This is a genomic window from Halalkalibacter alkalisediminis, assembly GCF_028610705.1.
In the GTDB taxonomy this organism is placed as follows: Bacteria; Bacillota; Bacilli; order Bacillales; family Bacillaceae_D; genus Halalkalibacter; species Halalkalibacter alkalisediminis.
The window spans coordinates 150,803-172,584 of sequence record NZ_JAQQWT010000007.1 but is presented as its reverse complement, the minus strand read 5'-3'; the positions used below and the strand labels follow the sequence as shown (position 1 = coordinate 172,584).

The 21,782-nt window shown below is 38.5% G+C and carries 18 protein-coding genes, 1 other RNA gene, 1 riboswitch and 1 other annotated feature; of the genes, 3 read left to right on the top strand and 16 right to left on the bottom strand.

Features of this window, described 5'->3' with window-relative positions:
* Positions 1-40 precede the first annotated feature (40 nt).
* From recD2 to PQ474_RS13140, 6 genes are all read right to left on the bottom strand, one after another.
* Positions 41-2,350, bottom strand: a complete 2,310-nt coding sequence (gene recD2, locus PQ474_RS13165) for an SF1B family DNA helicase RecD2 (protein ID WP_273843972.1) — start codon at positions 2,348-2,350, stop codon at positions 41-43.
* 12 nt (positions 2,351-2,362) lie between these two features.
* Positions 2,363-3,016: a tetratricopeptide repeat protein gene (locus tag PQ474_RS13160; RefSeq protein WP_273843969.1), complete on the bottom strand. Its 654-nt coding sequence runs from the start codon at positions 3,014-3,016 to the stop codon at positions 2,363-2,365.
* Positions 3,017-3,097: 81 nt separating this feature from the next.
* Positions 3,098-4,207, bottom strand: a complete 1,110-nt coding sequence (mnmA, locus tag PQ474_RS13155) for a tRNA 2-thiouridine(34) synthase MnmA (RefSeq protein WP_273843967.1) — start codon at positions 4,205-4,207, stop codon at positions 3,098-3,100.
* Between the two features lie 17 nt (positions 4,208-4,224).
* A complete protein-coding gene (locus PQ474_RS13150; RefSeq protein WP_273843964.1) occupies positions 4,225-5,385 on the bottom strand; it encodes a cysteine desulfurase family protein in 1,161 nt (386 codons plus the stop codon).
* Positions 5,386-5,611: 226 nt separating this feature from the next.
* Positions 5,612-6,031 carry a cysteine metabolism transcriptional regulator CymR gene (gene cymR, locus PQ474_RS13145; protein WP_273843961.1) on the bottom strand — a complete coding sequence of 140 codons (420 nt, stop codon included), beginning with the start codon at positions 6,029-6,031 and terminating at the stop codon, positions 5,612-5,614.
* Positions 5,976-6,671 carry a YczE/YyaS/YitT family protein gene (locus tag PQ474_RS13140; RefSeq protein WP_337956356.1) on the bottom strand — a complete coding sequence of 232 codons (696 nt, stop codon included), beginning with the start codon at positions 6,669-6,671 and terminating at the stop codon, positions 5,976-5,978. The genes cymR and PQ474_RS13140 overlap by 56 nt, the downstream gene beginning before the upstream one ends.
* A gap of 273 nt (positions 6,672-6,944) precedes the next feature.
* On the opposite strand from PQ474_RS13140, the gene PQ474_RS13135 reads away from it, so the two are divergent.
* Positions 6,945-8,219 (top strand): replication-associated recombination protein A, encoded by a 1,275-nt coding sequence (locus PQ474_RS13135; RefSeq protein WP_273843959.1) that lies wholly within the window; start codon positions 6,945-6,947, stop codon positions 8,217-8,219.
* 243 nt (positions 8,220-8,462) lie between these two features.
* On the top strand, positions 8,463-9,089 hold the full coding sequence (locus tag PQ474_RS13130; RefSeq protein ID WP_273843957.1) for an RsfA family transcriptional regulator: 627 nt from the start codon (positions 8,463-8,465) through the stop codon (positions 9,087-9,089).
* 217 nt (positions 9,090-9,306) lie between these two features.
* On the opposite strand, the gene PQ474_RS13125 is transcribed toward PQ474_RS13130, so the two are convergent.
* From PQ474_RS13125 to ssrS, 6 genes are all read right to left on the bottom strand, one after another.
* Positions 9,307-10,026, bottom strand: a complete 720-nt coding sequence (locus tag PQ474_RS13125; protein ID WP_273843955.1) for a LutC/YkgG family protein — start codon at positions 10,024-10,026, stop codon at positions 9,307-9,309.
* A complete protein-coding gene (locus PQ474_RS13120; RefSeq protein ID WP_273843954.1) occupies positions 10,023-11,453 on the bottom strand; it encodes a LutB/LldF family L-lactate oxidation iron-sulfur protein in 1,431 nt (476 codons plus the stop codon). Before PQ474_RS13120 ends, PQ474_RS13125 begins: the two co-directional genes overlap by 4 nt.
* Positions 11,454-11,466: 13 nt before the next feature.
* Positions 11,467-12,189 carry a (Fe-S)-binding protein gene (locus PQ474_RS13115; RefSeq protein WP_273843952.1) on the bottom strand — a complete coding sequence of 241 codons (723 nt, stop codon included), beginning with the start codon at positions 12,187-12,189 and terminating at the stop codon, positions 11,467-11,469.
* Between the two features lie 128 nt (positions 12,190-12,317).
* Positions 12,318-14,096 (bottom strand): L-lactate permease, encoded by a 1,779-nt coding sequence (locus PQ474_RS13110; protein ID WP_273843950.1) that lies wholly within the window; start codon positions 14,094-14,096, stop codon positions 12,318-12,320.
* Positions 14,097-14,405: 309 nt separating this feature from the next.
* Complete coding sequence (locus PQ474_RS13105; RefSeq protein WP_273843949.1) at positions 14,406-15,167, bottom strand: tRNA threonylcarbamoyladenosine dehydratase; 762 nt, start codon at positions 15,165-15,167, stop codon at positions 14,406-14,408.
* Between the two features lie 140 nt (positions 15,168-15,307).
* Positions 15,308-15,487: non-coding RNA, 6S RNA (gene ssrS / locus PQ474_RS13100), on the bottom strand.
* Positions 15,488-15,629: 142 nt separating this feature from the next.
* Between ssrS and PQ474_RS13095 the strand changes: the two genes are divergently transcribed.
* Positions 15,630-15,935 carry a hypothetical protein gene (locus tag PQ474_RS13095; protein ID WP_273843946.1) on the top strand — a complete coding sequence of 102 codons (306 nt, stop codon included), beginning with the start codon at positions 15,630-15,632 and terminating at the stop codon, positions 15,933-15,935.
* On the opposite strand, the gene PQ474_RS13090 is transcribed toward PQ474_RS13095, so the two are convergent.
* From PQ474_RS13090 to dtd, 4 genes are all read right to left on the bottom strand, one after another.
* Complete coding sequence (locus tag PQ474_RS13090) at positions 15,912-17,144, bottom strand: homoserine dehydrogenase (protein ID WP_273843944.1); 1,233 nt, start codon at positions 17,142-17,144, stop codon at positions 15,912-15,914. The genes PQ474_RS13095 and PQ474_RS13090 overlap by 24 nt on opposite strands.
* Positions 17,145-17,260: 116 nt before the next feature.
* A riboswitch (SAM riboswitch) is annotated at positions 17,261-17,375 on the bottom strand.
* Positions 17,376-17,437: 62 nt separating this feature from the next.
* Positions 17,438-19,225, bottom strand: coding sequence for an aspartate--tRNA ligase (gene aspS / locus PQ474_RS13085; protein WP_273843941.1), 1,788 nt, complete (start codon positions 19,223-19,225; stop codon positions 17,438-17,440).
* 1 nt (position 19,226) lies between these two features.
* Positions 19,227-20,507 (bottom strand): histidine--tRNA ligase, encoded by a 1,281-nt coding sequence (hisS, locus tag PQ474_RS13080; RefSeq protein WP_273843939.1) that lies wholly within the window; start codon positions 20,505-20,507, stop codon positions 19,227-19,229.
* Positions 20,508-20,765: 258 nt separating this feature from the next.
* Positions 20,766-20,994 (bottom strand) — a binding site (T-box leader).
* Positions 20,995-21,341: 347 nt separating this feature from the next.
* On the bottom strand, positions 21,342-21,782 hold the full coding sequence (gene dtd / locus PQ474_RS13075; protein WP_273843936.1) for a D-aminoacyl-tRNA deacylase: 441 nt from the start codon (positions 21,780-21,782) through the stop codon (positions 21,342-21,344).

The window sequence follows — 21,782 nt, the reverse complement described above, 5'->3', positions numbered from 1 at the left end:
ATCGCCACCTTTCCAAACATCTATAGTTTGTGGCAATATTTCAAGTGTTATGTTGGTTAGCTTTTTCCACTAATAAACTTTGCAGCTTTGACTGTAACATGGAATTTCTAATTAATTCTTCTTTTTGGGTAATAGCCGAATGAATCGCTTTAAGATCTCCACACAGTAATAAATATTGCTTAGCTCTTGTTATCCCTGTATATAATAAATTACGTCTAAGCATTCTCGCGTAATTTCTCACGACTGGCATAACCACAATTGGAAATTCGCTCCCTTGAGCTTTATGAATCGAACAACAATAGGCATGTGTTATTTGATTTAGATATTTTTTTAAATATACTACCTCAATCCCGTCAAAAGAAATAACCAACTGGTCTTGTTTTTCTTGATTTTCTTTTGCATAGAATATGGCAACAATTTCTCCACGGTCACCATTGTACACATTTTCATCTGGATTGTTCACTAACTGTAAGACCATATCACCTGTTCGATAGACGACATCACCAAAGCTTAATTCTCTTCTTTGTTCGGTCTTCGGATTGAATAAATTTTGGAGCATTCTGTTTAATTCTATAATCCCTGCACTTCCTTTATACATAGGAGCTAGTACTTGAATGTCTTTTGCTGTATACCCTTTTTTCATAGCATTTTCACAAATTTGCGCGACAACCTGTTGAACGTGATCGATTTGACAAGGAAAAAAACGGCGATCTTTTTGAGGATCTGGTAAGTTAACTGGCATCGTTCCTTGCTTCATCGCATGAGCTAATTCAATAATAGATGAGCCTTCTGCTTGTCTATATATATCAGTTAAAGGAACAGTTGGAATAACCGTTGAATCTAGAAAGTCTCGAAGCACTTGTCCTGGTCCAACCGATGGCAGTTGATCCTGATCACCCACTAAAACGACTTGCATTCCTTTTGGTACCGATTTTAATAATTGATTCATTAGCCAGATATCTACCATTGAACTCTCATCTACAATTAAGAGTTCTCCTTCAAGAGGCTCATGATCCCCTTTTTCAAAACCTCCGTTACCTCCTTTCCAACCAAGCAGTCGATGAATGGTTGTCGCAGGAAGTTCAGTAGCCTCACTCATCCGTTTTGCCGCTCTACCTGTTGGAGCCACAAGTAAAATTGGAAATGGGTTTGTTTTTGTATAGGCTTTTTCATCTAAGGAAATGCCATGTAGACGTGCATATAGTTCAACAATCCCTTTAATAACAGTCGTCTTTCCTGTACCAGGACCTCCTGTTAAAATCATTAAAGCTGAAGACAATGCCGTTTGAATAGCTGTTTTTTGAGAAGGAGCATATTCCATTTTAAACTCTTCTTCTAGTTTCCCCAACGTTTTTAAAAATTCAGCTTCCGGAAATTCATCTTTTACTTCTTCACTTAAAAGCCTTCGTACACTCGAAACAATTCCTTTTTCTGCAAAGTAAAGGGATTTAATATACACTCTCGTCTCTTCTAAATGAATCACGTCTTCTTCATGCATTAACTCAATTTGCTGTTCAACTTCTTGTGTAGGTATTCTCGTTTCATAAGAAGAAAGCAATGATACAACATGAGGAATCAGTGTGTGCCTTTCAAGAAAAACATGTCCATCCTGAAGGCAAAGCTCTTGAATTAAGAACAGACACCCTGCACGAATTCGGTCAGGATGGTTCCCTGTTATCCCGATTGCGGCCCCTAATAAATCTGCCTTTCTAAAGCCAATTCCTTCAACATCAGCAATTAATTGATAAGGGTTTGTCTGAATAATATCAATCGCTTGTAGACCATAAGCTTGATAGACCTTCATTGACAACTCCACACCGAACCCATGCTTAGATAGTGTCATCAAAACTTGTTCAACACCTTGTTGATCAATGAGTTGCTCATATAAAGCATCCGCTTTTTCTTTTGGTAATTTGGGTACGACATCTAACACAGAGCGACTTTCAACGATACGGGTAATGGCGTGTTCACCTAAGACTTCAACAATAGATTCAGCCGTCTTAGCCCCAATTCCAGGAAACCGATCACTAGATAAATATTGGATGATTCCGTGTTTGGTTTGAGGGAGATCTCTTCTAAATTGTTCGACTTGATATTGAACCCCAAATTTAGGATGATCCATTATTTGACCAAAAAACAAAAAGGTCTCCTCTTGTTCTAATTTAGGTAAAACACCGACAACGGTTAATTTCTTCTCTTTTAAGTCTTCATTCGTTTGTTGTACACGAATGAGCGCAACCGTATAGAAATTTTCCTCATTGCGAAAAACAATGTGAATGACATTTCCTTTTATAAATCCCCGCTCAATGCTTCGTTCTTCTTCAGGTAAAATTGATTCTCCATTATTCACATGTCATCATCCTTACTTGATGGCTTGTTCAATTGTTTTCTTTCCATTCGCTGCTAATGCATGGTCTGGCTGAATAATGAGAGCTTGTTCAAAAACGGCTAATGCGTCTTCTCCTCGCTCGTTATAGGCGTAAGCAACACCTAAATTAAAATAAGCGTCTGCATGTTGATCGTCTAGTTTAACCACTTCCTCTAGTTCCACTATAGCTTCATTAATTTGTTCTAATTGAGCTAAGCATAATCCATATTGAAAACGACCGTCAACGTCTTTTGGCTGAAGTTCTACCGTCCTTTTAAAAGAGGCTAAAGCGTGCGGCAAAGCACCTAGTTGGTAGTAACTCATTCCTAACATGAAATGAACATCTGTTTCATCCAACTTTTCAATGAGTGCTTTTTTAAACATCTTTGTCGCTTCCTCAAATTGATCTTGTTTATAATAAATCGTTCCGGCTCCGTAATACGCTGTAGCCGCGCGCTCATCAAGTCCAATCGCCTTATCAAAGAAAGCCAAAGCCCGTTCATAATCACCTAACACCCCAAGCAGGTTTCCAAAATTGATAAAGCCAGTTGGGTCTTTCGGGTCTTCCTCAATCGCCTCATTAAACATTTTGGCTGCTTCTTCATACTTTTGCTCATTCATATAAGCAATCCCTTTTTCATTTAACATATATATGCCTCGCTTCCATAATCTGATTTCATTTAACGATTAATCATACTTTTTATGATTGAAAAAAGAAAATGCCTATAATTAGGCATTTTCCCACTTCTTAATAACATGATCGATCGTTCCACCACCAAGACAGATTTCACCGTCATATAACACAACAGCTTGTCCAGGTGTAACCGCACGTTGTGGTTCATGGAAATATACTCTTAATGTATCATTCTCTCCCGGATATACCGTTACCTTTTGATCCTCTTGACGATAGCGTAACTTCGCTGTGCAAATTAGTTCTTTTTCTACTGGTACTCCACCTATCCAGTTCATACCGATCGCATCTAACCCTTCGGAGTATAGACCTTCATGATGGAAACCTTGTCCGACATGTAACACATTACGTTCTAGGTCTTTTCCAATCACAAACCAAGGTTCGCCAGCTCCGCCAATTCCAAGTCCTTGTCGTTGTCCGAGTGTATAATACATGAGGCCATCGTGCTGTCCTTTTACTTCACCATCTAATGTTTCCATCTTGCCAGGCTGAGCCGGTAAAAATCCACTTAAGAATTCTTTGAAGTTTCGCTCTCCAATAAAACAGATTCCGGTACTATCTTTTTTCTTAGCTGTCGCTAAATCTGCTTTTAAAGCAATTTCACGAACTTCTTTTTTAGGAATATTTCCAATCGGGAACATCGTTTTCGATAATTGCTTTTGCGAAAGCGCATTTAAGAAGTATGTTTGATCTTTATTGTCATCCACACCTCTAAGTAATACAAATTCTCCGTCTTTCTCTTCTACACGTGCATAATGACCTGTAGCAACATAATTAGCACCAAGAGCCATAGCGTGATTTAAGAAAGCTTTAAATTTGATTTCTTTATTACACATCACATCCGGATTTGGTGTACGTCCTGACTTATATTCTTCTAGAAAATAGGTGAACACCTTATCCCAATATTGCTTTTCAAAATTCACGGCATAATAGGGAATCCCAATTTGGTTACACACCCGAATGACATCTTCATAATCTTCTGTTGCCGTACAGAACCCATTCTCATCTGTATCATCCCAATTTTTCATAAAAATCCCGATGACATCATAGCCTTTTTCCTTAAGAAGTAGTGCTGTTACGGAGGAGTCTACTCCTCCAGACATTCCAACAACGACTCTTGTTTCTTCAGGTCGCTTGTTCACACTCATCCACCGCCTTTCTCCTTCTAGCTGATAAATTCACCTTGTTGTCCGAGCCGTTTTACGATTAAAGCTGTATCTTTAGCAACACGTTCCATCTGTTCAATAGTATTACCTAATCCAAAACTAAACCGAACCGCTGATTGAATCCGCTCACTTGAATCCCCAAACATAGCTACAAGAACATGTGAAGGTTCAATTGAACCAGCCGTACAAGCAGAGCCACTTGATGCAGCAATTCCTGCTAAATCTAAATTCATCAGCAACGATTCAATGTTCACACCTGGGAAACTTACATTCATGACATGAGGCAACCGCTCATATTGATGTCCATTAATAGAAAATAGGACCTCTTCTTTTGTCCATGTATCAATTAAAATCCTTGCAAACTGGTGATAGAGTTCTTGTTTTTCTTTAATAGACTCAACTGCAATCTCCATGGCTTTCGCAAAGCCGACAATGGCAGCCACATTTTCTGTACCTGCTCTTCGCTTCCTTTCCTGCTCGCCACCATAAAGGACGGGCCTTAGTTTGATCCCCTCTCGAACGTATAAGAGACCAATTCCCTTTGGACCATTGATTTTATGAGCAGAAACCGAAAGCATATCTATAGGTAATTCATCCAATTGTAAATCGACTACACCACATGCTTGAACCGCATCCGTGTGGAACACAGCTTGATGATCGTTTAAAAGCTCACCAATGTCCTTAATAGGTTGAATCGTTCCCACTTCATTATTTCCAAACATCAAGGTAACAAGAATCGTATCATCCCTCAGGGCTGTTTGTACATCATTTAGCTTTACTCTCCCCGTTTCATCAACGGGTAAATAGGTCACTTCAAACCCGCGTTTTTCAAGTTCTTGACAGGCATGTAATACAGCATGATGTTCAATTTCTGAAGTAATAATATGATTTCCTAACTTTTGATGTTCCAATGCGTAACCGATGATCGCCATATTATCCGATTCTGTCCCACCACTTGTAAACACTAGGCTTTGTTCGGAAACTTTAAGCTTTCGAGCAATTTTTACACGTGCTTGGTCTAACGCTTGTCTTGCTTGCCTTCCTACCTGATGAATACTTGAAGGATTGCCAAAATACGTATGAAAATAAGGAAGCATCGCTTCTATCACATCTGGATGAAGTGGCGATGTTGCAGCGTGGTCAACGTAAACTACTTCCACGTAAAGTTCACCTTCTTTAAATAAAATGAGTTCGTGTTGTTTCAAAAAGGTTAAGACCGTACCTTTTTGATTTAAAATTACCTTATTCGAAGAGGGCAATGGCTTCTCGCGCTGCACGCCTGTTATGAGAAGAGCGCTCATAACTGGCTTAAGAGCTTGCTGCGGTTCCGCTCATTGCTTCGTGTTGTTTCAAAAAGGTTAAGACCGTACCTTTTTGAAACAACACTTAAATATAAAACATATAATATTCTTGTTCTCCTGAGTCTTCGTAGGTGGCTAGGTCTTCTAGTGTTGTGTTGTCTAGTACATCCTTGACAGCATCGCGGATTTTTATCCAGAGGTTTCGTTTGGCTGGTTCTTCATCATCCATTACTTCTACTGGACTAATCGGGCCTTCGAGAACTCGAATAATATCTCCAGCTGTTATATCTTTAGCGTCCTTTGCTAGCATATAGCCACCATAGGCACCGCGCACACTTTTAACCAGCATGGCATTTCTAAGAGGAGCGATCAACTGTTCTAAATAATGCTCTGATAAGTCGTATTCCTTTGCAATCGATTTTAATGAAATTGGACCATCACCAACTTGTTTAGCTAACGCCATCATGATGGTAAGTCCGTAACGCCCCTTTGTTGATATCTTCATTCTTTTTCCCTCTTTCCATAATTAAATCAAATATTCTCTGGCACTGTGGCAACGTGATCCCTAGAACAGAGCCGATTCCAAAACAAAATAATAAGGTACCAATAAAAACCGTCCCCCCCATCATCCAACCGAGGGTAAGCACAGCTATTTCCATTAATCCTCGAACATATTGCACTTTCCAACCTGTTTTTTCTTGCAAAGCTAACATTAAACTATCACGTGGGCCCGCTCCACACCTAGGAGCTATATAGATCCCAATCCCAAAACCAATAATTAAAATTCCAAATCCAAGCATTAAGTATTGAGCAATCATATTCGTAGGAGTAGATACGATCCACAAAAAAAGGTCTATATAAATTCCTAGAAAAAGCATATTTAAAAAAGCACCAATTTGTGGCCATGACTTTGTTAAGAGAGCTGTTATTCCTAAAACAATTGCCCCCATAATGATCGACCACGTTCCCACTGTTAAACCAAATTGTAAAGTTAAACCCAGATGAAGTACATCCCACGGTGCTCCTCCTAGTTCTGCACGAATCATCATGGCAATCCCAAGCGCCATCACCATCAATCCGAACATAAACGCACCCCACCGAATAAAAAATGTACGTTTACTTTTATCATATCTATCTCTCTCCAAGGGTAACCCTTCTCTCTACATAAGTCTTTGCCATTATAGCATGAAAATCAAACAATTTGGCTACAAGACGCTTAAAACTACCGTTCGATAATCTGTCCACATTTTATTTCTAAAGTCGCGTCGGGCACCTAAGTACCACTCAGTCATTCTAGGTCAGTTGAAGGTACAAACTCGTACCTTTCTCATTTAAACTATTTTCTATCGTAGCGTTTAGTTGGCATTTGGAATTTCATCCATTACACTAACAATAGCATGTATGATGGAGGCTAAAACATGAAGAAACAACCCCTTGCATTTCGAATGCGTCCAAAAAAAATAGAACATATTATTGGCCAACAACACTTAATTGGTGAAGGCAAGCTATTAAGAAGGATGGTAGATGCTGGCCAATTATCATCAATGATTTTATATGGGCCACCTGGAATTGGAAAAACATCGATTGCCAGTGCTATTTCAGGATCAACAGGTACCCCCTCTAAAATGCTTAATGCGGTTGTTAATAATAAAAAAGATATGGAGATTGCTGTAGAAGAAGCCAAAATGTATGGGCAACTTATTCTTATTCTCGATGAAGTCCATCGACTAGACAAGGGCAAGCAGGACTTTTTATTACCCTATTTGGAGAATGGCCTACTTATTTTAATCGGAGCAACAACAGCCAACCCTTTTCATTCCATTAATCCAGCTATTCGAAGCCGCTGTCAAATATTTGAACTTGAACCATTAACAGCTCCTGATATCGAACTCGCTTTAAACCGTGCTTTGCAGGATGAAACAAATGGGTATGGAAGAGAAAAAATCACTGTAGTGGATGAGGCTCTAGAACATTTAGCATTAGCATGTGGTGGAGATGTCCGTTCCGCCCTCAATGGTCTAGAGCTTGCTATCTTGTCAACTTTCCCAAATGAGTTAGGTGAAAAAGTAATTTCCCTTTCTACAGCAGAATCCTGTATTCAAAAAAAGAGTTTTCAACATGATAAAGATGGTGATGCCCACTATGACGTTCTTTCTGCGTTCCAGAAATCGATTAGAGGAAGCGATGTCAACGCCGCACTTCATTACCTTGCCAGATTAATTGAAGCAGGTGATCTCATTAGCATTCATAGACGACTGCTCGTAATTGCCTATGAAGATATTGGACTGGCAAGCCCGCAAGCTGGATCTAGAACTTTATCCGCGATTGAATCGGCTGAACGTCTTGGATTACCAGAAGCCCGTATTCCACTCGCTAACGCCGTAATTGAACTATGCTTGTCACCTAAATCTAATTCTGCTTATAAAGCTCTTGATGCTGCTTTGACTGACATTCGAAATGGTAAAATAGGTGTGATTCCGAAACATTTAAAAGATTCTCATTACCAAGGAGCCACTCAGCTCGGCCGCGGGATGGACTATAAATACCCACATGATTATGAGCATGGTTGGGTTAAACAGCAATACTTGCCTGATGCACTTAAAAACAGCTCGTATTACCAACCAAAACGAACTGGTAAATTCGAAATGACATTAGCTGATGTATATGAACGACTCCATAGAAACCCAAAATAATTAAAATTCTACTAGTCATCCTCTTTGTTGCCAGTTTAATGGAATTTTGTTAACGTGATGGTCAAATGAAAATATAAACTATTTATATATTTCTAGATTCATTTTTTTACACTCGTGAGAGATTACCTCATGAGTGTATTTTCACTACTTTCATCTTTTTCTATCAGCCTTGTATAAATATAGTTTTTTCTGGTTAGAATTTGTATCAACTAGAAAACAACAACTATTTAGGAGATGATAAGAATGAAAGTAAGACAAGATGCTTGGTCACATGAAGATGATGTATTGTTAGCTGAAACCGTCCTTAAACACATTAAAGAAGGAAGTACACAGCTTCGTGCATTTGATGAAGTAGGAGACGAGTTAAACCGGACTTCTGCCGCTTGCGGATTTAGATGGAACGCCGTTGTTCGTAACCGTTATATGAAGCATATTGCAGAAGCGAAAAAAGAGCGCAAAGAAAGAAAGAGAGCTGCCTCTTTCTCCTATTATCCTCAAATGAGACCGATGTGGACAGCACAACCAACTATGGAACAAATGACACAATCACTAGATAGCGAGATGTCGTTGGAATCTGTCGTTCAATATTTACAAACAATGATTCAAACAAACGCACAATCCCCAGCTCTTGAACGCGAGAATGAAAAACTAACTAAAGAAAACCGTGAATTACAAGTACGCAACCAAGAGTTAGAGCGTGAATTAAAGAAAATTAAACAAGATAATAGTATCATTGAAGAGGATTATCAATCTCTTATTCAGATTATGAATAGAGCTAGGAGGATGGCTATTTTAGAAGATGAAGATTCTTTGTCTACTGCAGCTTTCAAAATGGATAAAAACGGAAATTTAGAAAAGCTAGCTAAATAATTTAATCTTTCATGCTGAGCAACATCAAGAATAATATTTCTCACTCTTTGGGACATCCCTTGTTAATTCTTAATGCTATAAAGCAATCATAGAAGGTTAGATTAAGCTAATTCAGTAAAAAACTGCAATGGTTCGAATCCATTGCAGTTTTTTTGACTATATTTTTCAAATTAATGTGTTTCTCCCTAGACGATAAACATGTAAGGAGGCAAAAAATCTACCTGTCCTCCACAACAATGTAACAAGCTCTAACTGGTCCATGGACTCCGACAACTAAATTCATCTCAATATCAGCACTATTACTTGGTCCAGATATAAAGTTTACACAAGAAGGGAACTGACCTTCTTTCTGAGCAAGATCATGAAGCTTTTTTGCCGCCTGTGTCATTCTCGGAACAATAGAGCTCTTAGGTATAATGGCAATATAACTAGTCGGTAATAGACTAACAGATCTACCTTTATTCGCATCACTTAACAAAACAACTGTTCCAGATTCAGCTAATGTCATATCAGAAAATGTAATCCCGATATCTGCTTTTTCTGCTAGAACGATATTTTCTTTCCCTCGTTCAGGATCCCATGTATGGATATCCTTCCCTTTCCTTGTCAAATCAAAGAAAAGAGAATCTAGCCCAAATTCTGCAAATCGTTCATCTTTCCAACTAACTATTCTTTCTCCCTCAAATATGGAAATAACTTCCTCAAGTACTTGCGGTAATGACTCGGCTTTCGTCATTTCAAAACTCGTATGGATTCGTTGGCATTGCTCTTTTAAGCGTTCAACAAGTTGATCCTGAGATTCACCCTTATAGACATTGTACTGTGGTTGTTTCTTCCAAGTTGGCCGAACCACGTTTTCTTTACGTCGATCTCTGCCTAGGCTACTTGCAATGTTATTTAAAAAAGCTTCTTGATTTAGAACTGAACCTCTTGTCATTGCGAATCCCCTCCCTTTTCACGGTTTTTAAACCATTTTCTAAAAGATTCCTTACTAGGTTCAGGGAAGTCACGAATATCTGTCCAAGGTTTAACCGGACCAGGTCCTTTAGAAATTTTGCCATCTTTCACTAATGGACTCATCATTGATGGTGCCATCTTCGTTCCAGCATTATATATCTTTGGTGAACTAGCAGCTAAGGCAAATCCCTTCATTGCCAATTTTTCACCGAACGCTGCTTTCCCTTGTTCCTCAACCATATTACGACGATGTTTGACTAGCAGTTCATGAAGAGGGATCTTCACCGGGCAAGCATCTGTACAAGCAGCACATAAACTTGAAGCGTATGGAAGTTCCTTGTAATCATCATATCCTCCTAGCAACGGTGACAAAACAGCGCCAATCGGTCCAGGATAGATCGAACCATATGAATGTCCACCAATATGGCGATAAATAGGACAAACATTTATACAGGCCGCACAACGAATACACTGTAAGGCCGATTGAAATTCAGTTCCTAAGATTTTAGAACGCCCATTATCTACAATGACTAAATGAAATTCTTCTGGCCCGTCTACATCTTCAGCTTCTTTTGGTCCTGTTAGTCCTGTAATATAACTCGTTAACTTCTGTCCAACAGCACTTCGACAGAGCATGCTTACTAATACTTCTAACTCCTCCCAAGTGGGAACAATTCTTTCCATACCCATAACAGAAATCTGCGTTTTCGGCAGACTAGTAGCGAGTCTTGCGTTTCCTTCATTTGTAACAAGTGAAATACTACCAGACTCCGCCACTGCAAAATTACAACCAGTAATACCGAGATCTGCTGTCAGAAACTCCTCGCGCAGCTGCTCACGAGCAAAAAGAGCTAATTCCTCTGGTTTCGAAGAATGCTGATACCCTTTTTTCACTTGAAACGTATCTCTAATTTGCTCCTTATTTTTGTGAAGAGCAGGTGCCACGATATGAGAAGGAGGATCATGGTCGTCAATTTGCAGAATATACTCACCAAGATCCGATTCAATGACTTCACAACCCACTGACTCCAATGCTTCATTCATACTTATTTCTTCTGTAACCATTGATTTTGATTTAATAATTTTTTTGGCATCTTTTTCTTTAACAATTCTCTTAATATAGTCATTTGCCTCTTCCGCTGTTTGGGCAAAAAAGACATGTCCACCTTTAGCTGTTACATTATTAGCCAATTGTTCTAAATAAAAATCAAGATTTTCTAGCGTATGCTGACGAATCTCTTCAGATAACTCGCGCCATTCTTCCCAATCACCAAGCTCTTCAGCCGCATTCAGACGACCATTCTTCAATCTTTCTTGAGCAGAGACCATCGCATTTCTCATAAAATCATTTTTCAGTCCCTTATCAACCCGTCCAAAAAATTCTTCATTTCCAATTTTCATTGCCATGCTATTTCACCTCCTACTTTGTTTGTTGATTCAATACTTGTGCAATATGCATTACTTTAATTGGTTTACCTTGTCTATCAATCCGACCACCTATATTCATTAGACAACCACAGTCTGCTCCTATTAGTACCTCTGCGTTTGTACTTTCTATATGACTGATCTTTTCATTTACCATTTGCTCTGAAATCGGTACCATTTTCACAGAGAACGTTCCTCCAAAACCACAGCAGTTCTCCTTATTCGGTAAATCAGTGAACTCTAAGCCTTCTACCTTGTTTAGTAACTTCATTGGTGCTTCTTTTACGCCTAGCAAGCGTGTCATATGACAGGATGTATGGTAGGTTGCTCTCATAGAGCAACTAGCTCCTACATCTTCCACTTTTAACACATCAACAAGAAATTGTGTAAATTCAAATGTTTTTTTTGCTAATTGTTCTGCTCGCTCTTTCCATTCTGGCTCATCTTCAAATAAATGAGGATATTCAAGTAACATCGAAGCACACGAGCCTGATGGTGTGACCACGTACTCTGAGTGTTCAAAAGCACGAACCATATTTTTAGCAACTTCTTTTGTTTCCTTATGATATCCACTGTTATAAGCAGGCTGCCCGCAGCATATTTGAGCAGCTGGAAAATCCACTTTACAATCTAGGCGTTCTAATACTTCTACAACGTCTTTTCCTACTCCCGGATAAAAAACATCAGCCAAACAAGTGATAAATAACGAGACATTCATTTACTCTCCCCCTCAAAAGATCAGGTCATCAGATGACTAAACTAAATTTAGTGGGTAACTACTCATAGTCACCCACCTAATATCTACTAATAGTATAATATGTCTATCCTATAATAGAAATACCAAAGTTATGCCACACGTCTATTTTCATCAAGCTCTTTTCTCTTTTTGCTTCCTTGCGTAAACGCATAAACAACACCTAACAAGACAATTGCAACCATTAGCGTACCTAAATTGAATCCAAATCCATTTAAGAACACAAATCCTATACCTCCTGCCAAAAACACGTAAAAGAATGTAGGAATAATCGTTTTTCGTATAATTAATCCTTCTTTTCCAAGTAAGCCTGCAGCTGCTGACGCTGCTACAACATTATGAACACAGATCATATTTCCAGCTGCACCTCCTACTGCTTGAAGAGCAACGACAGTTGAACCCGTTACACCAATATTATCGGCTACTCCGAATTGGAATAATGAAAACATCATATTGCTAATGGTATTACTTCCTGCTACAAAAGCTCCTAACGCTCCAATCGCTGGGGCGACAGCAGGCCAGTTGTCCCCAAGTAAAATAGATACACTCTCAGCTAAAACGATTGGCATACTCTCAAATCCACTAGAATTAACCCCTGAATTAAGAAAAACTTGGACCATCGGCACAGCAAAGAGTAACGCTGGTGCAGCACTAACAACGGTCCCAAACGATTCTTTAACAGCACTCTTATACTCTTCAGGTTTCATCCTATGCAGAAAATATACAATAATAGAGACGAAAATTAGGATTGAACCTGGCAAATGTAATGGTGTACTAGAAAACGAAATCGTTGTGCCAAATAACTCTGTCACATTAATTTTTACAACTTTTAACCAATCTCCAAAAGGAAGTGAGTTCACTCTAGTTAAAACAAGGATCACACCCACAATAATATAAGGCAACCAAGCCATAAATGGAGAAACACGTCGACCTACCTTTTCATTAGACACTTTAAGTCTACCAATCCACTCTGGGTTCCAATTCTCTTTCTTATCAAAATCCCAAACGTTTTTCGGTACTAAAAATCCACGCTTGGCAGCTGGAACAACAATAGCTAAACCAATTAATCCCCCAAATAGTGAAGGAAATTCAGGGCCTAAAATATTTGCTACAAGAGCATATGGAATAGTAAAAGCCAAACCGGCAAAAATGGCAAATGGCCAAACCGCTAATCCTTCTGTAATTGATCTGTTTTTTCCAAAGAACGTTGTTAACATCGTTACCATGAATATAGGAATAAACAAACCAACTAGTCCATGAATAATGGCTACCTCTCCACCAATGGAACGGATATAAGCATCATATGTCAATCCTAAACTTGCTGCTGTTTCACGTACGAGTGCTGATTCTCCTAAACCTGACTCAACCCCTATCAATATAGGTGTTCCAACCGCACCAAACGAAACCGGTGTTGATTGAATAATTAGGGCTACGACTACAGACGCCATCGCTGGAAAACCAATGGCTACTAGAAGTGGAGCTATAATAGCAGCAGGTGTCCCCCACCCTGATGCACCTTCGATAAAAGATCCAAATAACCAACAAATTATAATCGCTTGAATACGACGATCAGGTGAAATATCGGTAAACCCTTGACGGATCGTTTGAATGGCACCGCTTTCTTTCAATGCATTTAATAACAAAATAGCACCAAACACAATCAATAACACTTCTAAAGCTGTAGTAACCCCCCGTATACTAGCTGCCGCTATTTGATTTCCTGGTACTCCCCATATAAAAAGTGAGACAAGCACCGTAATCAGGAAAGACAAGGGCATTGCTCTTTTGGCAGGCCACTTTAATACTACTAAAAACAAAAAAACGGTTAAAATCGGAACAAGTGCTAATATGGCTAATGCTCCTAAACTCATTTTTACTCCCCCTATATGTACACATATCAAACTTCGTAACCTCAGGTCATCAGATGACCTGTTGTAAGTGCTTTCATTATAGTAAAAAGTTCATAAATGATTCAACACATTCTAAAAAATTAAGATATATTACAAAGGTTTTTGTATGAACATACAAAAAGAGGTTCTTTTTAGGGATCAACCGTTTTAGTTCTTTTACTTATCCATCAGCAAAAACGCATCCATCCGAATGCGTTTCCGTTCCATTGTGCATATATGATCATTTTCCATTACCAAAAATCAATAATGACTTAGCTCTACTACATTCTATTAACGATTGATCTCAATATCTTTCAATAACCTCGTAATCACGTGCCCTCCCATAATTAAACCAGCAACTGACGGAACAAATGCATTCGAGGAAGGAGGCATTTTTGCTTTACGAATGCTTCCCGCTTCGGCTGCTTCAGAAACGATCTTTTTACGAATTTCTTCTCGAATTTTAATCGGTTGTTCATCAGAATAAACGACTTCAATCCCTTTATGTATACCATCTTTACGTAATCGAGTCCTAACAACTTTTGCAATAGGATCATGACTCGTTTTTGAGATATCAGCAATTTGAAAACGGGTCGGGTCCATTTTATTAGCTGCACCCATACTTGAAATAATCGAGATCTTTCTCTCTAAACATTGTTTCATTAGATGAATTTTATACTCTATCGTATCACTAGCATCAACCACATAATCAAGTCCATAGCTAAAAAATTGTTCGTACGTTTCCTCTGTATAAAACATCTTTAGAGCTATGACTTCACACTCAGGATTAATATCATGAATACGTTCTTTCATAAGCTCCACTTTTTGTCTTCCAACCGTTGATAATAACGCATGAATTTGTCTATTCACATTTGTAATATCAACATCATCTTTATCAACAAGTACTAGACGACCGACTCCTGATCGAGCTAACGCTTCCGCTGAAAAAGAACCTACTCCTCCTATACCTAATACGGCAACAGTACTATTTTTTAAGACCTGTAATCCATCGTGCCCAATAGCTAATTCATTTCGAGAAAATTGATGCAACATTGATCTGACTCCTTCCAAACTTGTTTACGGAATTGACTATACCATAGCGTTTGGTAAAAGTCTAAATGCGGAAAGTTAAGAAACAACAAAAAAACAACTTCTACAATCAAAGAAATTGTTTTTTCATTGTTATGTATAGAAAGAATCCCAAAAGTGCCGTTTTACCTATGGTTTTTGAACCTGCTCCTAAGCAGGTGGGTGCTCTGTGAAAATGATTTTACTTCCATACGACGAAGGCATGTAATCACACTTTCAACTCAAGCTCCCGTTCCATTACTGTTGGCTCAAAACGTAAACGTATACGTACACCTTAGGAATCTTTCCTTGTTGGGTTTATTGTACCAAAGTCTACTGCATTCGTCAATCAATAAGACAGAAAATTCTGTGTTATAATCATTTTGAAAACTGTTAATCCTATGTTACAGTTATATACTATAAAAAACCTGAGAGGAAGTGCCTTGCATGAATCTCCTTGCTTCACAAACATGCGTGGAAGTACATCAAGAAATAGGTTGGACTGAAAAACGAATTGTCGAAACTACGTTTGATATCAAGTTATTTGAAGATCAGTTAGTTGTTAAGGATGATGTTTTCCCATTAACCTCTATTTTTGATATATCATATCGAAAAAAACCAGAACAAGGGGCAATGGGATTTCTCTACTTACATACAAATCGAGGCGTCCGAACCTATTATATAAAAGAAGATGCCTATTTTTTAGTCAACACCTATCAAAAGCTAAAGTCAGAACGCCCCGAACTGCGTTGAGTGCATTGTTTTTGTTCGTTTACGCAAAGCAACGTCCCCATAGATTGGATATTCCTTAAACGGTGAAGGTAGATTTTTTTCACAGATGATCCACCCTTCACCTTCTGGATGATCACATGTATCAATAACAGCTATCTTTTGATCTTTTACCCAATCCAAAGCTTCTTCTCTTTGTGAATGTTTTATGAAAAGAAGAGCGTGTGCAATTGTCTCTTTTTCCTCTTCCACATCTAAATTTGTAGTTCGATTAACGGACTTTACACGCTCATGAAAAATAAAATCTTCAACCATGCTGTTAGATGTAGCTTCTTTTCCAGCTCCAGGTCCAATAAATAAAAGCTCGTTGATCGATTTACCCTCAAGCGTAATTCCATTCATAACCCCTCTGACGTTTGCTAATGGTTCCGTTAGAGTCAAAAAGGCGGGAGTGACACGACCTTTTACTTCAGATTTAGATACACATGCCTCACCAATTAATTTTATTTTAAATCCAAAACGTTCCCCAATCTCTACATGCCAATCTTCAATCTCAGATACCCCTTTTCTTGAAAAAGTTTCTTCAGTAGGCCATTCTCCAAAACAAAGATGACTTAAAATCCGAATCTTATACCAAGCATCATAACCTTCAATATCGTCAGTTGGATCCGCCTCAGCGTATCCTAATTGCTGTGCTTCAATCAGAACATCCGTAAAACTACGCTGATTTTCAATCATTTCCGTTAACATATAATTAGTCGTTCCATTTAATATGCCAGCTACTCTAGAGATAGAAGTCGTCATTAACGTTCCTTTAAGAGCATTAATGATCGGAATTCCGCCCGCAACTGCCGCCTCGTACCCATAATAAGTCGATTGCTCTTCTGCCATTTTCTCAAGAATGCTTCCTTTTTCTGCTACAAGTTTCTTATTGGCTGTAATGACAGGAATCCCTCTTTGTAACCACTCTGCCGTGTAGGAAAAAGCAGGTTCAATTCCACCTATTGCTTCAAAGATAATATCATATTGACCGATTTGGCAAAATTCTTCCCAATTAGTTGTGACAACCGCATCAACATCTAATGCTCTTTTCTTTTGACGATCTTTTACTAAGATCCCAACAATTTTAATTTCCTCACCTAATAATTGTTCAATGTGCTTACTTGTAGTTGATAGGCGTTCGTATACCCCACTTCCCACTGTTCCATATCCAATTAACCCTATTTGCAACATATTCGTGTCCCCTCTTTCAACTTCTATACTTAATTCTAACTAACACATGGTTGGCCGTTGAATTGAGCCTCTATATGCAAAAAACCTTTCCAATAAGGAAAGGTTTCAGCAGCCTTTACTTATCTTTCAGAATGGTACCATTCTGCTGAATGTAGCACCTTTTTTTGCATGGCTTGCAAAACGGTTGCCGGGCTTCACAGGGTCAGTTCCCTCCGCCTCTCTGGATAAGTTTGATTATTCAAACGTTCATATTAATTTATAGTGATTATATGTTATAAGTTATTTTCTGTCAATTATACATTCACTTTTTCAGTTTTTTTTCCAATGACTGATAAATTTAAGTCGATTAGTTGCTCGACACTTACTCCACTTGGCGCATTCGTTAATAAATCACTCGCACTTGCTGTTTTCGGGAAAGCGATCGTGTCACGTAAGTTTGTACGTCCAGCTAGCAACATAACTAAACGATCCAATCCTAGAGCAATTCCACCATGTGGAGGAGTTCCATATTCAAACGCCTCAAGTAAGAAGCCAAATTGCTCGCGCGCTTCTTCTTCAGAAAAACCTAATGCTTTAAACATTTGCTCTTGAATATTACGTTGATAAATACGTTGAGAGCCTCCTCCAAGCTCATAACCATTTAACACAAGGTCATACGCGTCTGCACGTACACTTGCAGGGTCCGTTGCTAGAAGTTCTAAGTCTTCTTTCTTTGGACTTGTAAATGGATGATGTAAAGCCACATAACGCTTAGCATCTTCATCGTACTCAACAAGAGGAAAGTCAACAACCCAAAGGAAGTTAAATTGATTTTGATCTATCAGATCAAACTGCTTACCGAATTTCAATCTCAATGCGCCTAAGCTATCAAAAACAATTTGTTTTTTATCAGCTCCAAAGAATAATAAATCTCCAACTTCGGCTTGAAGAGCTACTTGTAATGAAGAAACTACTTCCTCATCAAAGAACTTTGCTATTGGTCCCTTTAGGCCTTCCTCTTCTACTTTTAACCAAGCTAGGCCTTTCGCTCCATACTGCTTTACAAAATCAGTTAAAGCATCTATTTCTTTACGAGATAGCTTATCCGCTCCACCTTTAAGGTTAAGCCCCTTGACCGTTCCACCACTAGCTAATGCACTTTGGAATACTTTAAAATCAGCATCCTTGACCACATCAGAAAGCTCGATTAGCTCCATTCCAAAACGAAGATCTGGCTTGTCCGAACCAAAGCGATTCATCGCATCATCATATGTAAGACGAGGGAACGGCAATGAAATATCAATTCCTTTAGTCTCTTTCATAATCTTAGCCATCATGTTTTCCGTCATCGCTAATAAGTCTTCTTTATCCATGAAAGATGTTTCAATATCGACTTGAGTAAACTCAGGTTGACGGTCGGCACGTAAATCTTCATCACGGAAACAACGAACAATTTGATAATAACGTTCAAAACCTGATACCATTAATAATTGTTTAAACAATTGCGGAGATTGTGGCAAGGCATAGAACTCACCGTGATGGACACGACTTGGTACTAAATAATCACGAGCTCCCTCGGGTGTACTTTTCGTCAACATCGGTGTTTCGATCTCCATAAACGTTTCTTCATCTAAGAAGTTACGAATTAACTTCGTTGTCTGATGGCGCAGTTTAAATGTTTCTTGCATGTCTGGACGGCGAAGGTCTAGATAACGATATTTTAATCTGACATCTTCTGATGCATCTGTATTAGCTTCAATTTGAAATGGTAGAGGCTTAGAGGCATTTAAAATACTCACTTTAGTCGCATGAATTTCAATGTTACCTGTAGAGATCTTATTATTAACTGTTTTGGGGTCACGCAAAACGACTTCTCCCTCAACCTCAATTACATATTCATTACGAATTCTTTCTGCAGTTGAAAGAGCTTCTTGATTCACCTCAGGACTAAAAACAACTTGAACGATTCCTGAACGATCACGTAAATCTAAAAAAACGACCTGCCCTAAATCACGGCGTCTTTGTACCCATCCTTTTAATTCAACCTTTTCACCTACTTGTTCTTCTCGAAGCATTCCACAATGATGTGTTCTTCCTATCATCTTACTTACCCCCTACTGTTTTCTCTTTTATATAATTTATGAATGCACCAAGTTCAACTTCAACTTGATCACCTGTTTCCATGTCTTTCACATTAATTTTCCCCTCTGTTAACTCATTATCACCAAGTATCGCTGTGTAACGGGCTTCAAGGCGATCAGCTGCTTTAAACTGAGCTTTCATCTTTTTGTCTAAGTAATCCTTATCTGCACTAAGTCCTGCTTTTCTAAGTTGATGCACAAGCTCGACCGTTTTATCCTTCGCTTCATCACCTAACGAAACGACATAACAGTCTAATTTAGGAGCTGAAGGGATCACTTGATTTTTCGCTTTTAATGCCATAATTAAACGTTCAATACTGAATGCAAATCCGATCCCAGGTGATGAAGGACCTCCTAATTCTTCAACCAATCCCGTATACCTTCCACCGCCACAAAGTGTCGTAATCGCACCAAATCCTTCTCCCTCAGCCATAATCTCAAAGGCTGTATGGTAATAATAATCAAGACCACGTACAAGAGTTGGATCAACCACGTAAGGAATACCGATTTGATCAAGATGATCCCTTACTTTTTCAAAGTATGTCTTTGATTCTTCATTCAAATAATCAAGAATTGAAGGTGCCGTCGACATTAGTGGATGGTCACGATCCTTTTTACAGTCTAAAATTCTTAGTGGATTTTTTTCTAAACGATTCTGGCAGTCTTCACAGAATTCGCTAATATTAGGTTTAAAATGTTTGATTAACGCTTGACGATGAGCGTCTCTACTCTCTTTATCGCCAAGGCTGTTTAATACCAATTTCACTTCTTTTAATCCTAATTCTTCGTAAATACTCATCGCCAATGCAAGAACTTCCGCATCAATAGCTGGGTCTGAACTACCAATTGCCTCTACTCCAAATTGAACAAATTGACGCATCCTTCCTGATTGTGGACGTTCATATCTGAACATAGGTCCATTGTAATAGAGTTTTGTCGGTTGATTCGCTTGTCCATACATTTTTTTCTCAACGTATGATCTAGCGACACCAGCAGTCCCTTCAGGACGTAATGTGATACTTCTCTTCCCTCTATCTTCAAACGTATACATTTCTCGTTGGACGATATCGGTTGTGTCACCAACACCTCTTTGAAATAAATCTGTATGTTCAAAAATAGGTGTTCTTATTTCTTGATAGTTAAATCTGCGACAAACATCTTTAGCCTTTTCCTCGATATACTGCCATAATTCGATTTCACCTGGTAAGATATCCTGCGTTCCACGCGGGATTTGAATACTCATTTTGTTTCCTCCAAACTTTTTGCGATAAATGGTTTCATGTGGTGCTCACCTATAAAGAATTAAAACCTGCAATGCCCGCGCCCTTTCTGAGCCTTGGTTTGAACTAACTCACACAATATTTAAACTGAGCATTTGCTTGATCAGAGTTAAAACCTGGCAATGGCTCCACACGCTGTGCTCATTGCATTTCATTTCCTCAAAAAGGTAAAAGACGACCTTTTTGAGGAAATGAAAAAACTCCCGTCGCTGATGAAAATCATCAGGGACGAGAGTTAAACCCGTGGTACCACCCTAAATTGAAGCAATCTACTGCTTCCACTTTGTACAGTTAACGCCTGCATACGTTTTTTCCTATTAGTCATATGACGTTCAGAAAAACTCCTCATAGGTGTTCATTCGTTAAGACAAATATGGAGGGCTCTCAGCCATGACCTCTCCTCTCTTTCTATCTGCTCCCTTAACTACTGTGCCTCTTCGTCGGAATTGTCTTTGTTTTGTAATTAGTTGTTTATTATCATACGAATGTTCAAGTCAACTGTCAATAGGTTAATTGCGATTTAATTTGTTCTTTAATAATTTAACATCTCTTAATGACAAACCAAATTCTGAAGCTAATTCCATATTAGTATTCTGACTTTCTCTCTCGACAAAGTTATGATAGTCCATATTAAAAAGTGGTTGCAAACTGTTGTGATGCATTTGTTGACGCATACTAGAGCGCATATTTTTCAATCCTTCCAAATCTTTTCTCTTATTTTGCCCTTTTAAAGAGAAAAAATTACATGCCAGAAGAATTTTCTTTTTACACTACTAGAATTGCAACAGAATTTAGCTTTATTTACTTTCAATAATCAACGTAACCGGACCATCATTTGAGATCGCGACGTCCATCATCGCTCCAAATACTCCTGTTTGAACTTTAATTCCTTTTGAACGTAGAATCTCATTAAATTGATTATAAATGGATTCTGCTACATCAGGTTTAGCTGCAGCCATGAAATTAGGACGTCTTCCTTTTTTGCAGTCTCCATAGAGGGTAAATTGGGAAATAGATAATATATCCCCTCCAACGTCGATCAATGAATGATTCATTTTCCCAAACTCATCTTCAAAAATCCTCAAATTTACAATCTTATCTGCTACATATTCAGCATCTTCTAATGTGTCTTCGTGAGTCACACCTACTAATAAAGTTAAACCAAAGTCAATTTGGCCGACCACTTCATTATTCACTGTTACAGAAGAATTCTTTGACCTTTGAAGGACAACTCTCAT